Source organism: Daejeonella sp. JGW-45, assembly GCF_029360805.1.
Taxonomy (GTDB): Bacteria; Bacteroidota; Bacteroidia; order Sphingobacteriales; family Sphingobacteriaceae; genus Daejeonella.
On the sequence record NZ_JARKNC010000002.1, the window covers coordinates 408,635 to 428,553 of the forward strand.

Genomic DNA, 19,919 nt, shown 5'->3' on the forward strand with positions numbered 1-19,919 from the left:
AACAACCCAGCAGGGGTGTCTACCTCCCGATTACTATCGGGATCCACCATCCGAGCGAATGGTTATGCCTTGCCGGCAGTGTTTTTCCTTTAAACTTAAATCCCTTCCTGGTTGGGAAGGGATTTGGAGCGAAAGACGAGATTCGAACTCGCGACCCCGACCTTGGCAAGGTCGTGCTCTACCAACTGAGCTACTTTCGCGTTTTGGTGAGTGCAAATATAGACAGAAAAGCGCTTCTGTCAAGCATTTTTTATTTTTTTTGAGGGTGCGGATTTAAGAGCTTGCTAATCAGGACATACATTATCGTGTCAATGCTTCGCTTCATAAAAATCTGGCAAACTTTCTATAAGTCTCCTACCCTGGTACCAGACTGAAGGAAGACAAGTGGCAGATTGAAAGAAGACGGAGGGCAGACAGCTCCAGCCAAAGACCCATCCATTACCGGCATTTCTTTCGGAACTCTTGTAGAGCTCTTCGACCGCTGTCGAAGATTTCCCAAAGAAAAGGCCCTTTTCCCGAACGTTTCCCGAAGAGTTCCCGGACAAATGGGGGGTTTTCCCGAATAAGTCCCGAAGAACACTGCAAGAAACGCGGTATTTTTCCCGAAGAATTCCTAAAGGGCTCCCGGGTAAATCCGGGAGAAATGCAGAAGAAAAGTGGGACGTTCTTCGGACTTGTCTTGGAGTTGTCTGCCATCTGTCCTGGAGTTGTCTGGCATCTGTCTCGGAGCAGTGTGGGATCCTTGTCTCGTCCGACTCGAACAACGTGTACTTTTCCGGAAGAAATGTTTCCGCGCTGATAGCTATATCGTGTAAGACCGGTTACCTATTAGACCCTTAGCGAACCCCGGAAACCCCTTGCAGCATAATAAGACTCTGCCCCGTTGTGATAGGTGAACACATGTCCGTATCGCCAGTCGCAGAAGAGAGCTCCCCCGGCCTTCCTGATATCAGCAGGGGTTTTTACCCAGCTGGATGTCTTGGCATCGAATTTTCCGAACTTCTGCAGTTCCCGGTATTCTTCTTCCGTTAAGATCTCGATGCCCATGTCGGCGGCCATATTGATAGCGCTGTCTGCCGGCTTATGCTCCTTCCTGGATTCCAGCGCTTTGGGATCATAGCAAATGCTCCGCCGTCCTTTTGGACTTTCGGGTGAACAATCATAAAAAATGAACTCGCCGGTCTTTTGATCATATCCTACAACATCCGGTTCACCGCCCGATATCTCCATATCATCGAGCGACCAAAGTTTTTTTTCATCTTTTTCCAGCTTTGCCTGGATCTGAGCCCATTCCAGCCCCTTATGGCGATCCATATTTTTCTCAAAACGGTCCTTCAACGTTTTGAGAAGATCTGCATGTTGCTCTGGGGATAGTTTCTTTTTCATTTGTTCAGCTTATTGGTAATCACAATTGACAGGGTAAAATTAAATTCTTTATTAAATGTGTATCAATTTTATACATTGAGTTTTTAGTCGCTTTAAAAATTTAGTCTTCTTATACAAACCACAGGTAGCTTGACCCCGAAGGTGGTCACATGTTTATAGATAAATTGCTTCCAGCAGTTTCCCGACCCCAAAGGTGGTCGCATGTACACCGTCTCCACATACGACCACCTCCGGGGTCGGGATTTCTCGCCTAATATTCATTCTATAAACATTCGACCACCTTCGGGGTCGTTTTGTCGGAAATATCTGACAACTATAAACATACGACCGCCTTCGCGGTCGAAGAACAAATACCTTTAACCCGCACTGGTGTTACTTAATTGAACTGCTCTCCTGTCTGCAGGCCTGAAATACCAGGACACCGCGGTCAGTACCAATAGCAACACCGGTCCAAATAATTCTGCCACACCGTCCCCGACAGCTAAATGAGAGAATACAGCGCCTGAGGCAGTAAAGAAGAAACCTGCATATGCCCATTCTTTAACAATAGGAAATTTAGGGATAAGAACCGTGATAACTCCTAACAATTTCCAGATTCCCAGTATGGTAAGGAGGTAGACGGGATATCCTAATCGTTCCATCATAGTAACTTCCTCTTTCATCTTCATTAATTGTACTACACCTGTTGAGGTCATTCCCAGGGAGAGCCAGACTGTGGCGATCCAGTAGATAATTTTGCCTGTCCTGTCGGCAGACGATCTTCTTTTGGTCATACTATTTTAAGTTGTTTACGACTTCCTGAAGCCGGTTATGTGCCATATTTATGCCCTTAGCAAAAGGCAATTTGAGCATTGCGTCCCTGTCGGCAACCGACTTGTATACAATTTGCATCGTGAGCTTGCTGGTATCGTGATTTAACTGTTCGAATTCCAGGAACTCAAGCTGGACAGGAAATGGTGTATTTTCCATTTCGAACGTACGGATGATCTTCGAGTTTGGAACAAAGTCGTGAATTACCCCGCCGGATTGCAACAAGATGTTCCCCTGTGGATCGGATGTTTGAAATTGCCAGCTGCCATGCCTTCTGCTCTCCAGTTTAAGAACCTTGGTCCCCATCCATTGTTCTACAATTTCAGGCTCCACATATGCTTTAAAAAGCATTTCCAGGGGCAGGTCAAATTCCCTGGTGATCACGAGGTAGTGCTTACCGTCTTCAGCGTCGATCTTTGTTTTTAATCCCATATTTCTAAGGTGTCATTCATTTTTACCAGGGTAGTTTTTCATGATGCTTTCCAGCTTATTAAACCGGTAATCCCACATCTGCCGGAAGGGCTCTATAAAGTCGGCTACCGCCTTCATTTTACTGGCATTGGTATGATAGTAGATCTCTCTTCCGTTTTGCTCCTGTGCAAGCAATTCGCACTCTGTTAGTATTTGCAGGTGCTTTGAAACCGTGGGCCTTGCTGTGTCAAAGTTCGATGCAATCGCCCCGGCTGTCATCGACTGCGAGGCTACCAACAGCAGTATAGCCCTCCTCGTAGGATCTGCTATGGCTTGAAATACATCCCGTCTTAAATTCATATGTAGCTATTTGACTACAAATATATCTGTAGCTATTTAACTACGCAAGAAGAAAATGATTTTTTTTAATTGGGAACTTAGGAAAGAAGAAGTACGATATTTACTTCCTGTACTTTCCGTAAATGGGTTGCCCGGGGAAGACATTACTCACAGTATTACCATTCCTCAGCACAAAGCTCCCATTGACGAGCACGTGTTCCACACCTTCTGAAAACTCCAGACCTTTCTCAAATGTAGCTTTGTCGATAATCGTTTTCGGATCGAAAATGGTGATGTCGGCGTCAGAACCAACCTGTATCCTTCCCTTCTGCTTCATCATCGGCGAAATGCCCTCAAGCCTTTTGGCCGGCAGCAGGGTCATCTTTTCAATGGCGTCGGGCAGGCTGAGTACTTTTTCATCACGCACATATTTGCCCAGCACCCGAGAAAAAGCACCGGCCGACCTCGGATGCGCCAGCCTGGCGTAGGGCACGGCATCGGATGCTATCATAATACCACTGGCGGCAATTCCGGCTTTTATCCATTCCGGCTGCATGGAATGAATGATAACTATTCCGCCCGATTTCCTGTAGCTGTCAAAGGTTTCCTTTGTGAGACGTTCGCCCGTGGCAACCCATTGCAGATCTCCATAGCTGATGTTCCTTCTTTGCTGCCATCCATCGTTAAAAAGAGCGCTTTCAAGTTTTGTTGATGAGGCAGTATACGGATACAGTTCCGCTGTAATATCGAGCCCTCTGCTTCTGGCTGCCTGAATAAGTTCAATGGCAAAATAGATCTCCCCCTGCGACGAACTGTTGATATGGCAGATATGCAGAGGTGCACCTGTTACTGCTGCGTCGGCAATAGCCTGCTGGAAAGCCATTATTCCGGCTTCCCTTACATGCGTAAACACGGGGGCTTGCAATCCGGCGGCTAATTTGTAGACCTCGAATATTTCGTCTGGCTTTGCTCCAGGCACATAGGCTATCGGAACGCCAATACCAAGAGCTCCCTCATCAAGCGATTTCCTGATATTTGCGAGTGTCAGGTTGGTTTGATCCGGGGAAAGGCTGTTCGTATAGGTAGGTTGAATGGTATTAAACAGGTTTTGCCAGCCAGATTCACCGCTCACGACCGTCTGTTTAAGCTGATTCAACTCTTTGTTAAAGTTTCCCAGAGTCCGGAACCGCTCAAATGCCCATGAAACACTTGCGCCGTAATTGATCAGGGCTTTCGATTTACGCGAAGCATACCACTGGGTCAAAAACTCTGTCCCAAATTCCGTTTCCAGAGCTGTTGTTACCCCGTCATGCAACTGGTATTCCTGCTCCTGGTTTGTTCTTCCGTGGACATGCAGATCTATGAAGCCCGGAGCGACGACTAAGCCGGAAACATTAACAATTTCTTTGCCCCGGAGGGGTTTGGATGAGATTTCATCAATCCTGTTATTGATAATACCTACATTTTTAACCGTATCTAATCCGGTTTCCGGATCAATGACACGGCCGCCTTGCAGTACAATATCGTATATCTTGCTTGTCTGTGCCTCCACCGGGCAGCAAAAGCATATCACTAAGGCAAGAACCAATAATGAGCTCTTAGGAAATTTGAGAACCGGCACCCCGCTACCCACCAGCACTTTCGTTAAAATCTATGCGTTTTGCTATAGCCTCATAAATCGCATCCTGTATCCTCGGACGGATCCTCAGGCTATTCAGCCTGTTGGTTACTGATGGATAAACGCGGTTTGATAAGAATATGTATATCAGGTCATTTTTCGGATCCACCCAAACGCAAGTACCTGTATAGCCTGTATGACCGTAGGTGCCCGAAGAAGCTAAAGCAGAAGGGTAACCACTACCTTCACTCCTGTCGAAACCTAAGCCACGCCTGCTTACGTCCGACTGGCGGGAGGTGAACAGGTTTATTGTCTCAGGTTTAAAATACTCTACCCCGCCATATTTTCCGCCGTTGAGCAAAACCTGGTTCAGGATAGCAAGATCATTGGCGCTTGCAAACAAGCCGGCATGCCCCGAAACACCATTTACCAAAGCCGCCCCCTGGTCGTGTACATAACCCTGCAACAGGGTCTTACGGAAATAATTATCCTGCTCTGTGGGCACTATTTTCTCTTTTTCGAAACGGCGACGGGGGTTAAACCCTGCGGTCCGCATGCCCAGGGGCTTGTAAAATTCGTTCTGTACATATTGATCAAGAGAAGTACCTGCCTGGTGTTCCACAACTTCTTTCATCATATACATACTGATATCGCTATATACATACTGTCCACGGGTTTTGATCGGTGAGCGCAGCATTCTTGGCAGCATGGCTTCCTGATAATAATTCCTTCGCACAAAATAATTGTCGGTCACTTTTACCGGATAGAAAAAAGAGGAGTCGGTACTATGGTCCTGCGATTTGATGCCGCTGAAAAAATCAAGGTTAACAAAGCCCGCCTGGTGCAGCATTACCTCTTTCAAAGGGATAAATTCCTTATTTGTTTCCTTGGCTAATGGAAAATAAGAACCGATGCTGGCATCAAGATCGAGCTTTTGCTGCTCATATAGGCGCATTACGGCAATGGTGGTGGCTGCAGTCTTTGTTATCGATGCAAGGTCATAGATGTCATCGGTCTGAGTCGGTTCCACTGCATCGTAAGTATGGGAGCCGTATGCTTTATTAAATATCACGTTGCCATTCTTCACCACCATGACTACCGCGCTTGGCGTTGCATGCTGACTAATAGCTTCATTTACAATACGATCTATCTTATTCAGGTTCATTGAACTGATGCCGACTTCTTCGGGCGCAGAGTATTTAAGTCTGATCTTTTCTGTAGAATAACCAGCTCCCGCAGGATATATATCGCTGACGTATTCATTTAACCGGTTATGGGCAGTTGTTCCGCCAAAGATCAGCTGTGCTGAGTAATCGGCTGATGCTGCTGAAATGTCCGGGTTCCATATAATGGGTGACTTGAATGAGGAAAGAAGTTTCAGTGCGTGTGTGTTACCATATCCGACCAATATCACCTCTTTTCGCTCCTGCAGGCCTAGTATATAGTTAAGCGTTTCAGGATATGCGAGCGACTCTGAGTTTACCTGTATAATAAGTGTTGTGTAAGCTTCGATCAGCTCAGGTGTTGCATTAACAATATCTATCGCGGCAACGGGAGCATAGTTACGCAGCATGGCATTGAAAACCTCAGAGTGCTGTATTCCAATATTTATGGAAGCAATACTGCGATCCCTGAGATTCACCAATGGGATCGTAGCAGAAGAATTATTTAACAATACAGCCGTTTGCTGAGCATCCGGCGTCAAATTTAAGTCGGCTGTAATTTCCACCGGATTTACACGGCCGTTAAATCCTCCAAACACAACGATCACCAGAAATACACCTATACTAATACCTACACAGGCTATTCCTCTAGTCCAAAAATTTTTCCCCAAAACAACAATATAAAAAGCGTTTACACTAGTCCGGAAGCCTAACGGCTTGCCCGGACCCCCTGATCAGGAATCCCCATTCCCGATCCACTTAAGCTAAAATATCTCAATTACTTTAAAAACGCAAGATAACTTACTATATTCTAGGCGAATGAAAATAAATTGGTACAAAGGCGACTGGCTTCAACCAGCCGCCCCCTCTACTTACCACATTAACCGGTAACGGTTAAGGTGGTACCACTTACAGCAATATTATATTTTTTCAAATTTGTTGTCGCCGGGCCGGTTGTAACGGCTCCTGTACTATTAAAAACACTGCCATGATTAGGGCACACAAAATTGCCCTGGTTAGTGTTAAATGCGATAGAGGTCCCTTCATGTGTGCAGGCAACTTGTACCGCGGTAAACGAAGCCGGTACATTCGATGCAGCCAACCTGACGACGATAACGCCGCTGTTTGTTTTAGACTCACCTACTGTCTTCAGTTCCGTATTAAGATCCAGGGTAAAATTTACGCCTGCAGGTGGTACCGGTGGTGGAATTACAGCGCCACCTCCTGGGGTAGCTTCTCCGCCTTTTCCGCAACTGGCCAGACATCCCGTACAGGCAGCTGCTAACCCTATTCCGAGGGTGTTTAAAAACTCTGTTCTTTTCATGAGTGTATAATTGTTTTTTAAATTCCGCACATGCGGGGAAGCTTGCATGAGCTTATCTTTCTATCGTTGTTTGGCTGGTAAGCTCATGCGGGTTTCATTTAGTAATATTTAGTTTATTTAAGGTTTCTGTTTGTGAAGGGTAAACATCCGGGATATCGTGAAGCCGAAGCGGTATTGTCCCTTGCCCCATGAGGATGTGGAATTCGGAAGGAAATTGTTTTCGGCAATTGCTTTCACGTTGGCGAAGTTCATCGTAAAAACATGTCCGCCTGTTTCGATCTCGATCCCCAGTCCCAAAGGGTTGTAGAAGCTGGTACTGGTATTATTTTTCCGGTAGTCTGAATTGATCAGATAATAATCGGCGACGATTCCGAAGCGCTTAGTGAATTTATAGCGTCCGGCAATGCCCGTCGAAAACAGGGTCTCTTCATCTCCGGGCGATAAAACAACATTGCGGAACAAAAAGCCTGGGGTGACTTGCAGAGAAAAGTTTGAAGAAAATTTCCGGGATATTATTCCCTGTACAAAATAAGAGAAGCGGTTCCCATAATCATCAAAGACAGCAGTGTTCACTTTATACGGTGTAAAGCCCGCTTTAATCAGTGCGCTCAGAGAAATTGGCGAACCTTCCTTTTCTTTTTGCTGCAGGAAAGCATACTTCAGCTGAAGATCTAATAGTTGCTCAAATTTACTTCTTCCGAAGCCGATATTCAGCCTGTCGGATATGCCATAATCAAACCCGATATAAATATCGGCGGAGTTATCAAATCCATATAGAGTTTTAGAGCCCCCGTCTGTTCCCCCAATATCTCCAAACCGATGTATGACCTTAAAATCAAGATCATACTTTTTCACCATGGTAGTGGTTTGAGAAAGGATCAGCCGGCTCGATTTAAATGATGCACCTACTGCTTCCGGCTCGGTTTCTGAGGATATATCCTTCATCAACGAGTCGACATTTTGGGCAGTTCCCTGGTAAGCCGATAGTAAAAGTCCTATCAGAACGGTATAGATCTTACTCATAAATTTGGTTTTAGGTTAGGGTACTAAAAGTACCTTTAAAGGTTATTCTAATGGTTTCTGCTATATTTTTAAATACAAGTGCTGGTATCTTTATATTATGATCCTGGCATTTTACGTCAAACACTGAATAAATTTCCAGTTTGCCGTTTACAACTTTAACAGTTCCCGAAACAGATCGCCTTTTTGTAACTCCATGTACTTCAAGATCTCCGGTTGCTGTTACCTGATATTCACCGTCCCTCGAAATCTCAAGCGGCATATTCAGCTTACCTTTGAATTTGGCTACGGGGTATTTATCAGATTCCATGTAATTTTCATTAAAATGCTCGCGCATCAAACTTTTGCGGAACTGGAAGCTCCTGATCGATACTCCAAACTGGATCTCACCGCTGTTGATATTCACCACGCCGTAAGCGTTTCTGGAAACCGCCTCTATATTTTCCATTGGCGCTTCGGAGAACAGGGTCAATTCTGCATTTTTAGTAACAAATACAGATGCCGCACTCTCAACCCGGGGGATAGATGCTATTAAAAATCCTATCAGCAGCGTTGTAAACATCATTTTTTGCTTTTACGAAACCAGGCATCAGTCCATTTTGAAGACGGAATTCTCAATTCCCTTAGATCAGGAATTGTGTTTCATTGACAACACGTAAGAAGTTAATTAATGGTTGCCTTATTAAAAAAATAGCTGCCATTAAGGCATGGAAACCATAGCGTGCCGGGGGCATAAAAGACTTACATTTCAGAAGATAACAAGGAAGGTTCTTCCAAAGGTAAAAGAAAGGGAATTACTAGTGTCCGGGTAAAATTGGAATCTCTATAAAATATGTTTTTACGCCTCGCATTGGATGTTTTTTGCCAATTTTTAAAAGCAAGCCCCCTGTAAAATACAAGTAGGCTTGACCCAGAAGGCGGTCGAAAAGTAAAACCTTTACCGGACACTTGTGGAACGGGAATTTATTTTCCAAATGGCCGGTGCAAGTTGAGCGAATAGCAGGGCGTCAAATCAAATCAAAGGAGCGTGCATATTGGCAAAGTTCATAATACGAAGAAGTTCCAAGCTTCTTGCGGATATTTTTTCTGTGAGTGTCGACGGTACTTAAAGAAATAAACAGCTCCACGGCGGTTTCTGCCGAGCTCTTTCCGAGGGCAAGTTCTTTTAAAACTTCTCGTTCCCGCTGACTAAGTTTGGAAAACTTCTGAAAGTTTTTCCTTAAAAAATTGTTCTCTTCCAGTACGCGCGCGGCCTTGGTAGTCATATGATGCATGGCATCGATAGGAAAAGAGACAGTGATCGTATAAAGAGGTTTTCCGTGGACATCACGCATAAATACCCTGGAACTACTCATATGCCAGGTCCAATCGGATTTTCCTGCAACCCTCACCTGCTGAAAGTAAGTAATTATCTGGTTGAAATCTTTGCTCTCCAGTAATCCCAGGATCTTAGGAACATAATCCTTGGAATCTTCCTCATTAAAAAATCTTGAATAATATTCTTTGGCGCTCATGCTGGTAATTTCTTCAAGAGAAATATTGAGCTCATTGAGACCGTAAGCAGACATCCAGGTAACTGTCCAGTCACTTATATTATGAATAATGGTAACACCCGGAAGTTTTTCTGCTCCTGCAGCTACTATCCTGATCTGGTCTTCCAAGCTCTCCCGCCCTGTATATATATCCATCGTAAACGTGCAACAAGTTAAATCTTTTTAAAACATGGTGCAACCAGTATTTCCCGTAAAACAAAAATCTGCTTTCCAAATTACTTTATACCTCATACCTCATACCCTCTTCGGCATACTCCAGCTCGATGTTCTTAATATTTATCAGCATCTCTTTATCGAAATGAGTGAGAAGGATCCTTTTGCAATTAAGACGGCTCAGGTGCTCCCGGAGCTGTAGGTAATTCATGTGCCCTTTAACCTCCATTGTATAAAAGCAGCACTCGCAAATAAACAGGTCGGCCCTGTCTGCAAGTGAAATAAGCGTATCCGTCCACCCGGTATCGCCCGAATAACTTACAACCTTACCGCCCAGGCCAAGCCTGACCCCGTGAGGCAACGCTTCTTTGGTATGAAAAACAGGGAAGCTTTCTACGGTCAGGTCTCCCAGATGGAAGATCTTGCTGTTATTGAAAGACCAGAACTCAATTTCAAGCTTTTCTAATACCTGGGAGCCGGGATATAGCAAAGCCAGCAAACTTTTCAGCTTCTCAAGACAACCAGGCGGCGATATTATATTAAGCTTCTTCTTTTGTCCGTAAGTTGCCAGGTACAAAAGCACAAAGGGAAGCCCTCCATAGTGATCGCCATGAAAGTGGGTGATGATGATGGCATCAATATCCGGAAGCGGTACCTTATGGGATTTCAATGCAGGCAAAGAACTCGCCCCGCAATCAATAAGGGCCTTAACCGAATTATTTTTCAGATAAAAGCATGTGTTTAATTGCCCTCCGCTGCCGAAGGCATCGCCGCAACCAATGATTTTCACCGAAGCAGTATCCATACTTCTGAAACAGAGCTTATACATCAATGTTTTGAACCGTCAGAGGCTTACTGTAAGATAACGTCCAATTTATTTAGATTAAATACAAATAATTTGTTTTTGAATTAACTTTTCCTGTTATTTGCCGCAATTTATAATCAATCTTAATAAAAGATGAAAAGATACTTACTAACGCTTATAATTTTATGTGCTTTGTCGGGTTTTTCCTATAGCCAGATCACATTATCGGGAAAAGTAACAGATAGCCTTGACAGGCCGGTTCCCGGAACCACCGTACGTCTTATGGAGAAAAACCTCAGCACGGTGACTAACTCACAGGGTATTTTTATATTCAGCGGCTTAGCAGAAGGAACATTCAACCTCACAGTTTCCTCAATAGGCTACGAGACCCGCCGCATGCCGTTTACACTCAGCAGTTCTCAGAATACACTAAACATCACACTTTCTGAAAGGGTAAACCAGCTCCAGAGTGTGGAGATCGTAGGGCGTAAGGAACAGAAATATAAAAACACAAGTTCTTTTTCAGGCACAAAAACTGAAACCCCGCTCAAGTACGTCCCCCAGGCAATCAGCTATGTTACCAAGGAAGTTATTGATGACCAGATGGCATTCAAAACAAGCGATGTGGTCAAGAATATAAGCGGAGCCTCAATCTTCTCTTTTTATAATAATGACATCGCCCTTAGAGGTTTCAGAGCCGGGAACGCACTCATTAACGGACTTAGAAATCCTACCACCAGCTTCAATCAATCGCTATTGCCCAACGTAGAACGTGTTGAGGTAATTAAAGGCCCTGCATCTGCCCTGTTTGCAAACTCCGATCCTGGTGGCACCGTGAATACGGTTACTAAGAAACCCCTTGATGAAGCGCGGAAATCAATAAACTTTGCCACCGGGAGTTTCAATACCTTCCGCGTAGCCTCAGATTTCACCGGACCGATGAATGATTCACGGACTTTGCTTTACCGGTTAAACCTGGCTTATCAAAATGCGCAGTCTTATCGCGAACTACAAGGAGGGCAGGATGTTGTTATCGCGCCTTCGGTATCGTTTATTCCTGATGAGAAAACATTTGTAAATTTCGACTTTGTTTATTCGAAAACGAATGCCAAGTTAGACCGCGGCCAGCCGATTTTTGGTGCCACAGCGGGTACAGACCTTAACTCCACTCCTATTTCATTTGCGATCGGGAAGAACAACGATTTCAGCAAAGAGACAAACATGTATGTAACAACTTCCATTCAGAGGAAGGTGGGTAATAAAGTTACTCTCAATGCGTCCTATATGAAGTTCCTCTATGATGAGGACTTGCTTGAGCATCGTACATCGAACAGATATGCAGTTGATGCCGCGGGAGTACAGATCCCTACACTAATGGAAATGCAGACCATTCGCCGCCAGTCGAGGAATTACAACGATAATATTACCTTATATGGGGTAGCTGACTTGAAAACAGGCCCGCTGGAACATAAGATACTCCTGGGCTACGACTACCTTCAGAACGAAACTCCTGTAGGAAGTTCGAATTATAATGCCAACGGCTATATCAACGCTGCCCGAAACGGAACCATCGCCACCTATAACCCCGCTAACCGTGCTGCTTACTATATTGTAAACAATCGCCCGGTACCTAACGTACCTCACTTTGACCTGGTGAACCCTGACTATTCTATCTCCGAGATATCTCAGTATTTTAATGTTTCTTCCAGCCAGCCTGTAACCAAATACTTTGTTAATGGCTTCTATATTCAAGATCAGATTAAATTCGGAAAATTTCAGGCTTTGCTTGGCCTGAGACAGGAGTACTATACTGATATTGTGAACTATAAGAAAGCGAATTCAAAAGAGGTAGAGCAAAAGGCGACGATCCCGCGTGTAGGATTAGTGTATTCCCCGATAGAACAGATCAGTCTGTATGGTACTTACGCTGAGGGCTATCAACCGCAAGGCGCTGCAACTATTGGGTCACCTGAGATCTATGGAGGCCCGTTTGATCCGCTTATTAGCAATATGATCGAGGGTGGTGCGAAATCTGAGTTTTTCGAAAAAAGGCTTGCTGTAAATCTTGCAGTATACAAAATAGAACAAAACAATATCCTGATCAATGCCAACGCGCCGGGAAATCCTCAAATGCTACGCCAGATCGGACAGCAGCAATCAAGTGGTGTTGAACTTGACATATATGGTCAGATCTTAAGCAATTTGAGTGTTACAGCTAACTTCGCCCGCGGTGTCGCTAAGATAACCGAAAGCACAATAGCCGGGGAAGTTGGAAGGTTATTGCCAAACGCACCTAAAACCCAGGGCGGTTTATGGGCTAAGTATACCTTTACCAGTCCTGCTTTGAAAGGTATCGGCGTCGGGCTGGGCGGAAATTATGTTGGCGACAGAAATACATCAAGCTTTATATTGGTTCTGCCTTCTTACGTAGTTGCCAACGGCGCCTTATATTATACCGTCGATAAATTCCGGATCTCGGCTAATTTGAATAACATCTTTGATAAAACTCACTGGTTAGGGGGATATGATTACAACCGTTTGTTCCCGGGTGCTCCGAGAAACTTTATGGTAGGTGTCGGTTACTCATTTTAATCCGCATGACACCGGGTAATACTGCTAAAAAAGACAATAAGCTCCTGTGGCGGATACACCACTGGGCTGGGTTATATTGCGGAATTGTAATTGCTGTGCTAAGCCTGACCGGCGCGCTGGCGGTTTTCATCCCCGAAATAGATCTGTTCATTCAAAAGCAGTATTATTCGGTTTCGTCCACTCCTTCCAGGACATTTAATATCGGTAAGTCTGTTGCTCAGGCCGAAAAACAGTATCCTGGCATGAGCGGACTTATCATCGATCTGCCTGAGAAACCCGGGCAGGTAGCGGGCCTGAACTTTTTCGTTGGCGGCGATAAGGGCCTTGGTCTCCAGCGGTATTACTTTTTTGTTGATGCCGGGAAAGACGAAATCGTCGGAACACGAAATCAGCAAAATTCCCTGGCCAATTACCTGCGTCAAATGCACGTGCGCCTGTACGATGGCTACTGGGGAAGGCAACTTGTCGGACTCGGCGGCATTGCACTGCTTGTAGTAGCTATCACCGGCCTGCTTATTTACAGTGATTTCATGAAACGGCAGCCCTATCCCAAGCTGCGGAAAGGACGGGGTCTTCGTATTTTAATGGCCGACTGGCATAAAATATTTGGAATCAGCGCCCTGGCATTTAACATAGTCATTGCCATAACCGGGGCATGGCTAGGCTTGCAGCCTAAGCTCATGAACTGGTTTAATATTAAAACACCAAATAATTTTAAGCCGGAAATTGTAATCAGTCCTGAAGAAGATAAAAAAACAACCGTTCATTGGGATAACTTGCTGGCGGTTGCAAAAAAAGAATTCCCTGATCTTGTACCTAATGGTATAAAGGCGTCTGACGATGGCAGCTCAACCATATCGTTTTACGGTAATATTGCCGGACAGGCTTATGAAAGAAACGCAAACGTGCTTGTTATTTCTAAGAATGGTCTTAAGCCCGTATTCAAATACGACGTCCGAACGGCACCCTTCAGTCATAAGTTTTACTTCATCCAGGAAGCCCTGCATTTTGGTGACTTTGGCGGGCTTGGCTTAAAGATTCTGTATGCGGTACTGGGACTAACAAGTGGCTTTCTTTCTATCAGCGGCTTTGTAGTTTACCTCTACAGGATGGATAAGAAGAAGAGAAACCGCTTCTCACCTCTTAAAACCACTTTTATTTATTGTATGGTGATCACGCTTGTCCTGATCGCTCTGGCGCTGGTAAGCATGTTTATTGGATATAGCAAAGCAGCACTGGCAGCGGCCATATTAATCAACGGTACACTGGTAATCTTTATACTTTATTCAATTTATACATTCATCAGAAAGAAACTGCAACCGGCCCATTCGAAATGAAGGACTTTAAACTCGTAGAACATAATCTTATTCCTCTTTCCCTGTTTGCATTGAATATTTCGGTAGTGCATCTGCTCTATTTATTATTTATAGACAATATATTATCATTTACCACTCTGCTGGTATTTTCGTCTACCATCGTATTGGTCGCAGGAGTTATAAGAAAAAAAAAGGTGTTGATGATCCCGGGAGCGTTGGTGTATACTATTGTTCTGCTTTTCTCACTTTAAGACTTCGCGGCTGCTTTCAACAGGATTCTTTTCAACAGCTTTCTTAAGTTCCTCCTCATGGGTAAGATCGAGCCTGAGAGGCGTAATTGAGACAAAACCATTTTCGACAGCCCAGCGGTCGGTTCCTTCCTCCGCTGGTTCCAGAGGAGTAACGGTAAACCAGTAATGTTTTCTTCCCATCGGATCCGTCCCAGGAACTATCCGCCCGTCGTACAGGCGCACAGACTGCCTGGTCCATTGAACCCCTTTGGGATCTGGTGGTAAATTAACGTTATACAGCCCCAAAGCTGGATTATCAAGCAGCAAACTGATAGCTTCCTCTACGAACGGAGCCAGAATTTCCCAGTTTGGTTCTGTTTTACCAACAGGCGTACTTAAAGCAACGGCTTTGATCCCCAGCAGGGCACCTTGCTTTGCAGCGGCAAGAGTTCCCGAATGCCACATGGAGTTGCCCAGGTTCGGCCCCATATTGATCCCCGATAACACCAGGTCGGCATGATCCCATAAATGTGTGCCCAGTGCTACGCAATCTGCCGGGGTTCCATTTACGCGGTAAGCCTCAATGCCTGGAAACTCTATCGGCGACCTTTTACATGTAAGAGGTTTAGAATGTGTAACAGCATGCCCCATGGAAGATTGTTCCACATCAGGAGCTACAACCCGAACCTCACCGAATTTTAATGCAGCTCTTGCAAGTGCAGCTATGCCAGGACTATAAATACCATCGTCGTTCGTTACCAGGATCCTCATCATAATAATACTTGTTTAAATTCCAACAAAAAACACCTTTCTATGTTTCAAGAAGATATCAATTAGCACATGACCAGGGTAAAACTTCTGCATAATGATAAAGCCGGGGACGAAAGTCACTCTAAACAGAAACTGATTTCCATGATCGAGTCAAAAGGGTTTATTTGCGATTACTCGTCAATAAAGTCTTCAGACTGGGACATTCCGCAAGAAACCGACTTTATTGTCGTGGCGGGCGGTGACGGAACAGTAAAAAAAACTGCGAAAAGCTTGTTAAACAGGCGATTGGTCGACAAGAGGTTCCCGATTGCCATCCTCCCGCTTGGTACCGCGAATAATCTTTCGCGGGCTTTAAGTATAGGCAACGACCCTGAAAAGATAATCGAGTCGTGGTTAAAACCCAAGCTCAGGAAATTCGATGTGGGCCGGGTGTACGGCATGCCTAAATATGATTTTTTCATGGAAGGGCTGGGTTACGGCGTATTTCCGGAACTCATGCGTCAAATGAAAAGCGTTGATGATAACCTTTCAGATGACCCCGAAAAGAGAATGGGAGCCGCTTTGAAAGCCCTGCAGAAGGTGATTGCTTCTTATAAGCCGCACTTCGCTCATATTGTTATAGACGGGCAGGATTATTCAGGCGAATACTTAATGATAGAGGTAATGAATATACCTTCCATTGGCCCGAATCTTCTTATGGCACCTGATGCCGATACCGCGGATGGCCTTTTTGATATTATCCTTATTCACGAAGACAAGAGAAAGGTACTGAGCTCTTACGTAGGAGAAAAGCTTAAAGGAAAGGAGAAACCACTAAAACTGAATCCCATTCAGGGGCGCCAGATATATATTAACTGGCAAGGATCCGATGGCCATATTGATGACAAGCTCATCCAAATGAAAGAACATCCGGAACTGAAAATTGAGAACCATAGCGGCTTGCTTGAATTTTTTCAGTGATGTTTAAGGACATTCTGATTTCATCTTAAATCAACTTCCCTTCATTACGCCGATGCTCCCCCCTTTAAATCCCGGGAACAGTATTTTATTATTATTTATCAATAAATGCCTGCCGGCCACTTCGCCGAAAACACTTCTGAAATCTGTCGTAACAGCCAGGTCACGCCCATCTTCAAGGTTTTCCAGCGCCAGCGGCTGGACATCTCCATGAACCAGTCCTCCATTCACACCATTACCGAGAATGAAGTTACATGAAGCCCGGCCATGATCTGTACCGCCGGTGCCGTTCTGTTTGACAGTACGTCCAAACTCGGTCATTGTCATTACGGTGAGGTCATCCTGGTATGCGTCCATATCCGTCCAGAATGCCATAATGCTATTGCTCAGGTCGCTTACATTCCGGGCAAATATGCCCGTTTCCTTTCCCTGGTTAAAGTGGGTATCCCATCCTCCGGATTCGGCGAAGGCAACCTCCAGTCCAACATCCATTTTAATAAGCTGTGCGATCTGCCTTAGTGAATTTCCCAGGGCTGTATTCGGATAAACAGCATTATTTGCGGGTTTGTAATTCTTAATATCAGCTTTCTGAAGCATTTTAATCGCGTCAAAGCTTTCCTTACCGGTTTGTTTGAGCAAACCTGAAGCAGTTTGATCGTAAAGGTCTTCAAAGCTTTGCGAAACGCGGCTCGTACCTGTGGGATTTCCTTTCATCTGAATGGCAAAATCCTGAAGGTTGCTGATAGCTACTGAAGGCATATCACCATAAAAGGACCTGGGCATGGAGGATGTTAAACTCACGGCCTGAAATGGAGTGGCTTCATGGCCCAAAAGACCGACTGCCCGGTTGAGCCAGCCGCTCGGGGTGCCCTTGCTGAAAGGAGTTCCCGATTCCATATAGTCCTGCGCATCAAAATGCGAGCGGCTATTATTAGGCGAGCCCATTCCATGCACGATCGCCAGTCTCTTTTCGCGGAACATTCTCTCAAACGCTTCCATAGATGGATGAAGCCCGAAACGTCCATCGAGATCGATAAGGGGTTTTGCATTACCTGCTTTGGCTGCTGACATCATCAGGCCGGGCCGTGCCGCCTGAAGATATTTATCGCCGAATGGCGTAACCGCCATAAGGCCGTCCATAGCACCCCTTTGGAATATGGAGACAAGAATCTTTTTACGTTTAAAAAGCCCGGGCGCCTGCACAAGGCTCGCTGCTTCGGCAAGAAAAGTTGGAATGCCTCCCACACTGATCCCAAAGAGCGCCAGCCCTCCGGCTTTTAAGAATGCTTTTCTGGATATCATCGCCATTCGTTTTTAATTCCTATTTACGCTGAAATTCCGGAGATCCAAGTATAACGCCGACTACCTGCGCAAGAACCGTATTGGATGCCTGGTTGTTGGTCATTTTCGACGGGTCTTTTAGGCCCGTCCTTTTAACGGGTTTGCTCCTTCCCGCATCAGTCATCTGCGGATCAGCCTCCCCCGGCTGCGGTTTTTCCTCCGGAGGAGAATTTTTCAATGCTGCGTCTTCTATCTTTTTCTGCAGAAGTGGATCGTTAAGCATTGGCTTAAGACGATCAATGGTTTCACTGAGATCTCTTTCTGGCATGATCACTCGCCCGTACGTCATCAGAGCTGTTCCGGAGCTCTCAGGCTCACGATTATTATTTAAGGCAGCCAGATTGACCTTAACTCCGGGGATTCGCTGTGAAGCAAGCGCAAGGCCAAAATTCATGCGATTTAGTAAAGAGCCTGTATTGATCCAATACTGCCCCCGATCAGGGAATCCGGTAGGTGCCTGGTAGGAATATATCTTTTGACCCATCCTGTTAATCCAGTTGTACAACTGATAAGGTTGGCCAATATCAGCGTTCAAAGCCCTTACCGCACTAATAGCAAGCTCAAAGGGTGATTTAGTTTTTTCGCGAAGCGCATCCTTACTCCAAAACTCCGGCGAGGAGACCATAGCTGTTAAAACTTTAGAAATATCGCCCTTTGTTTTAATGAAGGTTGTGGTCATTTTATTAACAATTTTCGGTGAGGGGTCGTCGCTAACAAAGCGGATTGCAATTTTCCGGGAAATAAAATTTGCTGCAGAAGGATGATTTGCAAGCATCTCCAAAAGCTGTACCCCCTCTTCGTATCCGCCGTTTGCAGGAAAGTGCCTGCCCATCACTGTCTTTTCCCCGGTATCATGCCTGTTTGCTGCAAAAAGGAAGTCTCCTTCATGAACAAAGCCTCTTTTTGCAAGATTTTGTTCACCTATCTTATCGAGTGTGTTCTTTAAAGCAGACGCATAGCCATTCTCCATGGGATAAACAGTCCAGCCCGTTAATACCCGTGCAGCCTGCGTTACATCTGCCTGTGTATAGCCCCCATCCACACCCAGAGTATGGAGTTCCATAACCTCCCGTGCGTAATTCTCATTGAGTCCCTGTATCTTTCTGTTTTGTTGAAGCTTCGCAGGCACCCTTGCTTTTATTGACGAATCTGTAACGTTTGCAGCACGCTGTGCTGCCAGCCGCCTTTGCAAAGCCGGATTAGCAGTCTGTGGCAAGCTTTCAGGTGATCCGGAACTGCTGAAGTTATCAAGATAGGTCAACATCGCCGGGGATTTGGCCGTAGCGAGCACGAGACTTTCAAAACTGCCAAACACATTGGGCCTGATGACGTCGCGTTCATAGGCTGGGACAAATTCGGCCGATTGCCCTTTTGTAAGTGAAACATTAAAATGATTGAACCAAAAATCCGTCAGGAGCTCACGCATTTGGTTATGCGAGTATGCCGCTCTCAGTATCTTTTGATTGATCAGCTGCCTGTATAGTTCCGCCTGTGGCCGGTAACCGTTTTGCGTCATGTAGGACAGTATTTGATCCCTGTATGCTTTTTTATCTGCCTGGATTGAATCCTTATGGATGAGGCCGTCCTTTATCGCCATCCGGATAACCTGACCATTGTTTGGAAATAATCTGGAAACCTCATTATTACTAAGGTTGATGGCATCATAATTCTGAAGCCTGGCTTTCAAGGACTGATCGGGCAAATCCCCCTTCAACTGCTGAAAAAACCATTTCTCAAGACCCATTTTTACAAGAGCATCAATATCACCAGGCCTTGCACCATAGGTAAACCTGCTTAATAGGTGGGCTGCCGCCTGGCGTTCCGTCAGTCCCGCCTTTTTATAAGGGAAATTTACAGTCGCGGGTAAATCTCCCGGGAAAGAAGAAAATATGATAAGCGCAGATATGATAAGTGGCAGAAAGAAGTACCTTAATGTAGTTTTCATATCATCAACCGGTTTGTAGTTGTCTGACTACAGAAATTCGCAAAGGATTAAAATAAAACGATAATTGTTAGTTGTTAGTCTTTGCCCCTTGCTTATGGTATGCAAATTCCCCGTTCCCCGAGCCCTGTAAGGCGTCTAAAAAAATAGATTTTTCGGCCTGATTTATATTTGATTTAGATAGATTT

Annotated in this window: 18 protein-coding genes and 1 tRNA gene; 4 read left to right on the forward strand and 15 right to left on the reverse strand. The window is 45.1% G+C overall.

Going from position 1 to position 19,919, the window contains the following annotated elements; all coding sequences use genetic code 11:
• Window positions 1-124: 124 nt before the first annotated feature.
• The 12 genes from P2W76_RS04890 to P2W76_RS04945 all read right to left on the reverse strand — a co-directional run bounded on the left by P2W76_RS04890 (window position 125) and on the right by P2W76_RS04945 (window position 10,606).
• Window positions 125-200, reverse strand: a tRNA-Gly gene (locus tag P2W76_RS04890).
• A gap of 628 nt (window positions 201-828) precedes the next feature.
• Complete coding sequence (locus P2W76_RS04895) at window positions 829-1,386, reverse strand: DUF4256 domain-containing protein (RefSeq protein WP_276346423.1); 558 nt, start codon at window positions 1,384-1,386, stop codon at window positions 829-831.
• A 356-nt stretch (window positions 1,387-1,742) separates the two neighbouring features.
• Window positions 1,743-2,159 carry a DoxX family protein gene (locus P2W76_RS04900; RefSeq protein ID WP_276346424.1) on the reverse strand — a complete coding sequence of 139 codons (417 nt, stop codon included), beginning with the start codon at window positions 2,157-2,159 and terminating at the stop codon, window positions 1,743-1,745.
• 1 nt (window position 2,160) lies between these two features.
• Window positions 2,161-2,628: an SRPBCC domain-containing protein gene (locus tag P2W76_RS04905; RefSeq protein WP_276346425.1), complete on the reverse strand. Its 468-nt coding sequence runs from the start codon at window positions 2,626-2,628 to the stop codon at window positions 2,161-2,163.
• A gap of 12 nt (window positions 2,629-2,640) precedes the next feature.
• Window positions 2,641-2,967, reverse strand: coding sequence for a metalloregulator ArsR/SmtB family transcription factor (locus P2W76_RS04910; RefSeq protein ID WP_276346426.1), 327 nt, complete (start codon window positions 2,965-2,967; stop codon window positions 2,641-2,643).
• Window positions 2,968-3,067: 100 nt separating this feature from the next.
• Entirely contained in the window at window positions 3,068-4,534 is a 1,467-nt protein-coding gene (locus tag P2W76_RS04915) for an amidohydrolase family protein (protein WP_276346427.1), read from the reverse strand.
• A 37-nt stretch (window positions 4,535-4,571) separates the two neighbouring features.
• Window positions 4,572-6,398, reverse strand: a complete 1,827-nt coding sequence (locus tag P2W76_RS04920) for a serine hydrolase (protein WP_276346429.1) — start codon at window positions 6,396-6,398, stop codon at window positions 4,572-4,574.
• A 209-nt stretch (window positions 6,399-6,607) separates the two neighbouring features.
• On the reverse strand, window positions 6,608-7,051 hold the full coding sequence (locus tag P2W76_RS04925; RefSeq protein WP_276346430.1) for a Rieske (2Fe-2S) protein: 444 nt from the start codon (window positions 7,049-7,051) through the stop codon (window positions 6,608-6,610).
• 117 nt (window positions 7,052-7,168) lie between these two features.
• Window positions 7,169-8,074 carry a DUF5777 family beta-barrel protein gene (locus P2W76_RS04930; protein WP_276346431.1) on the reverse strand — a complete coding sequence of 302 codons (906 nt, stop codon included), beginning with the start codon at window positions 8,072-8,074 and terminating at the stop codon, window positions 7,169-7,171.
• Between the two features lie 10 nt (window positions 8,075-8,084).
• On the reverse strand, window positions 8,085-8,636 hold the full coding sequence (locus P2W76_RS04935) for a YceI family protein (protein ID WP_276346432.1): 552 nt from the start codon (window positions 8,634-8,636) through the stop codon (window positions 8,085-8,087).
• A 442-nt stretch (window positions 8,637-9,078) separates the two neighbouring features.
• A complete protein-coding gene (locus P2W76_RS04940) occupies window positions 9,079-9,759 on the reverse strand; it encodes a helix-turn-helix transcriptional regulator (RefSeq protein WP_276346433.1) in 681 nt (226 codons plus the stop codon).
• Between the two features lie 85 nt (window positions 9,760-9,844).
• The gene (locus P2W76_RS04945; RefSeq protein ID WP_276346434.1) at window positions 9,845-10,606 is read right to left on the reverse strand and encodes an MBL fold metallo-hydrolase; all 762 of its coding nucleotides are present in this window, start codon (window positions 10,604-10,606) and stop codon (window positions 9,845-9,847) included.
• A 129-nt stretch (window positions 10,607-10,735) separates the two neighbouring features.
• Here P2W76_RS04945 and P2W76_RS04950 point away from each other — a divergent pair, with 129 nt between their 5' ends.
• The 3 genes from P2W76_RS04950 to P2W76_RS04960 are packed head-to-tail and all read left to right on the forward strand — an operon-like array spanning window position 10,736 to window position 14,741.
• The gene (locus P2W76_RS04950; RefSeq protein WP_276346435.1) at window positions 10,736-13,174 is read left to right on the forward strand and encodes a TonB-dependent receptor; all 2,439 of its coding nucleotides are present in this window, start codon (window positions 10,736-10,738) and stop codon (window positions 13,172-13,174) included.
• Between the two features lie 5 nt (window positions 13,175-13,179).
• Window positions 13,180-14,511 carry a PepSY-associated TM helix domain-containing protein gene (locus tag P2W76_RS04955; protein WP_276346436.1) on the forward strand — a complete coding sequence of 444 codons (1,332 nt, stop codon included), beginning with the start codon at window positions 13,180-13,182 and terminating at the stop codon, window positions 14,509-14,511.
• On the forward strand, window positions 14,508-14,741 hold the full coding sequence (locus P2W76_RS04960; RefSeq protein WP_276346437.1) for a hypothetical protein: 234 nt from the start codon (window positions 14,508-14,510) through the stop codon (window positions 14,739-14,741). Before P2W76_RS04955 ends, P2W76_RS04960 begins: the two co-directional genes overlap by 4 nt.
• On the opposite strand, the gene surE is transcribed toward P2W76_RS04960, so the two are convergent.
• Window positions 14,733-15,491, reverse strand: coding sequence for a 5'/3'-nucleotidase SurE (surE, locus tag P2W76_RS04965; RefSeq protein ID WP_276346561.1), 759 nt, complete (start codon window positions 15,489-15,491; stop codon window positions 14,733-14,735). The genes P2W76_RS04960 and surE overlap by 9 nt on opposite strands.
• A 69-nt stretch (window positions 15,492-15,560) precedes the next feature.
• Between surE and P2W76_RS04970 the strand changes: the two genes are divergently transcribed.
• Window positions 15,561-16,451 (forward strand): diacylglycerol kinase family protein, encoded by an 891-nt coding sequence (locus tag P2W76_RS04970; RefSeq protein ID WP_276346438.1) that lies wholly within the window; start codon window positions 15,561-15,563, stop codon window positions 16,449-16,451.
• A 30-nt stretch (window positions 16,452-16,481) separates the two neighbouring features.
• Here the strand turns inward: P2W76_RS04970 and P2W76_RS04975 are convergent, their stop codons facing one another.
• Window positions 16,482-17,750, reverse strand: coding sequence for a DUF1501 domain-containing protein (locus P2W76_RS04975; RefSeq protein WP_276346440.1), 1,269 nt, complete (start codon window positions 17,748-17,750; stop codon window positions 16,482-16,484).
• A 19-nt stretch (window positions 17,751-17,769) separates the two neighbouring features.
• Window positions 17,770-19,734: a DUF1800 domain-containing protein gene (locus P2W76_RS04980; protein ID WP_276346441.1), complete on the reverse strand. Its 1,965-nt coding sequence runs from the start codon at window positions 19,732-19,734 to the stop codon at window positions 17,770-17,772.
• Window positions 19,735-19,919 lie beyond the last annotated feature (185 nt).

What these genes read in the sequence shown, in the direction of transcription:
- P2W76_RS04895 (WP_276346423.1), bottom strand. Translation starts at nt 1,386, where the DNA reads ATGAAAAAGAAACTATCCCCAGAGCAACATGCAGATCTTCTCAAAACG.
- P2W76_RS04900 (WP_276346424.1), bottom strand. Translation starts at nt 2,159, where the DNA reads ATGACCAAAAGAAGATCGTCTGCCGACAGGACAGGCAAAATTATCTAC.
- P2W76_RS04905 (WP_276346425.1), bottom strand. Translation starts at nt 2,628, where the DNA reads ATGGGATTAAAAACAAAGATCGACGCTGAAGACGGTAAGCACTACCTC.
- P2W76_RS04910 (WP_276346426.1), bottom strand. Translation starts at nt 2,967, where the DNA reads ATGAATTTAAGACGGGATGTATTTCAAGCCATAGCAGATCCTACGAGG.
- P2W76_RS04925 (WP_276346430.1), bottom strand. Translation starts at nt 7,051, where the DNA reads ATGAAAAGAACAGAGTTTTTAAACACCCTCGGAATAGGGTTAGCAGCT.
- P2W76_RS04930 (WP_276346431.1), bottom strand. Translation starts at nt 8,074, where the DNA reads ATGAGTAAGATCTATACCGTTCTGATAGGACTTTTACTATCGGCTTAC.
- P2W76_RS04935 (WP_276346432.1), bottom strand. Translation starts at nt 8,636, where the DNA reads ATGATGTTTACAACGCTGCTGATAGGATTTTTAATAGCATCTATCCCC.
- P2W76_RS04940 (WP_276346433.1), bottom strand. Translation starts at nt 9,759, where the DNA reads ATGGATATATATACAGGGCGGGAGAGCTTGGAAGACCAGATCAGGATA.
- P2W76_RS04945 (WP_276346434.1), bottom strand. Translation starts at nt 10,606, where the DNA reads ATGTATAAGCTCTGTTTCAGAAGTATGGATACTGCTTCGGTGAAAATC.
- P2W76_RS04950 (WP_276346435.1), top strand. Translation starts at nt 10,736, where the DNA reads ATGAAAAGATACTTACTAACGCTTATAATTTTATGTGCTTTGTCGGGT.
- P2W76_RS04955 (WP_276346436.1), top strand. Translation starts at nt 13,180, where the DNA reads ATGACACCGGGTAATACTGCTAAAAAAGACAATAAGCTCCTGTGGCGG.
- P2W76_RS04960 (WP_276346437.1), top strand. Translation starts at nt 14,508, where the DNA reads ATGAAGGACTTTAAACTCGTAGAACATAATCTTATTCCTCTTTCCCTG.
- surE (WP_276346561.1), bottom strand. Translation starts at nt 15,491, where the DNA reads ATGAGGATCCTGGTAACGAACGACGATGGTATTTATAGTCCTGGCATA.
- P2W76_RS04970 (WP_276346438.1), top strand. Translation starts at nt 15,561, where the DNA reads ATGACCAGGGTAAAACTTCTGCATAATGATAAAGCCGGGGACGAAAGT.
- P2W76_RS04975 (WP_276346440.1), bottom strand. Translation starts at nt 17,750, where the DNA reads ATGATATCCAGAAAAGCATTCTTAAAAGCCGGAGGGCTGGCGCTCTTT.
- P2W76_RS04980 (WP_276346441.1), bottom strand. Translation starts at nt 19,734, where the DNA reads ATGAAAACTACATTAAGGTACTTCTTTCTGCCACTTATCATATCTGCG.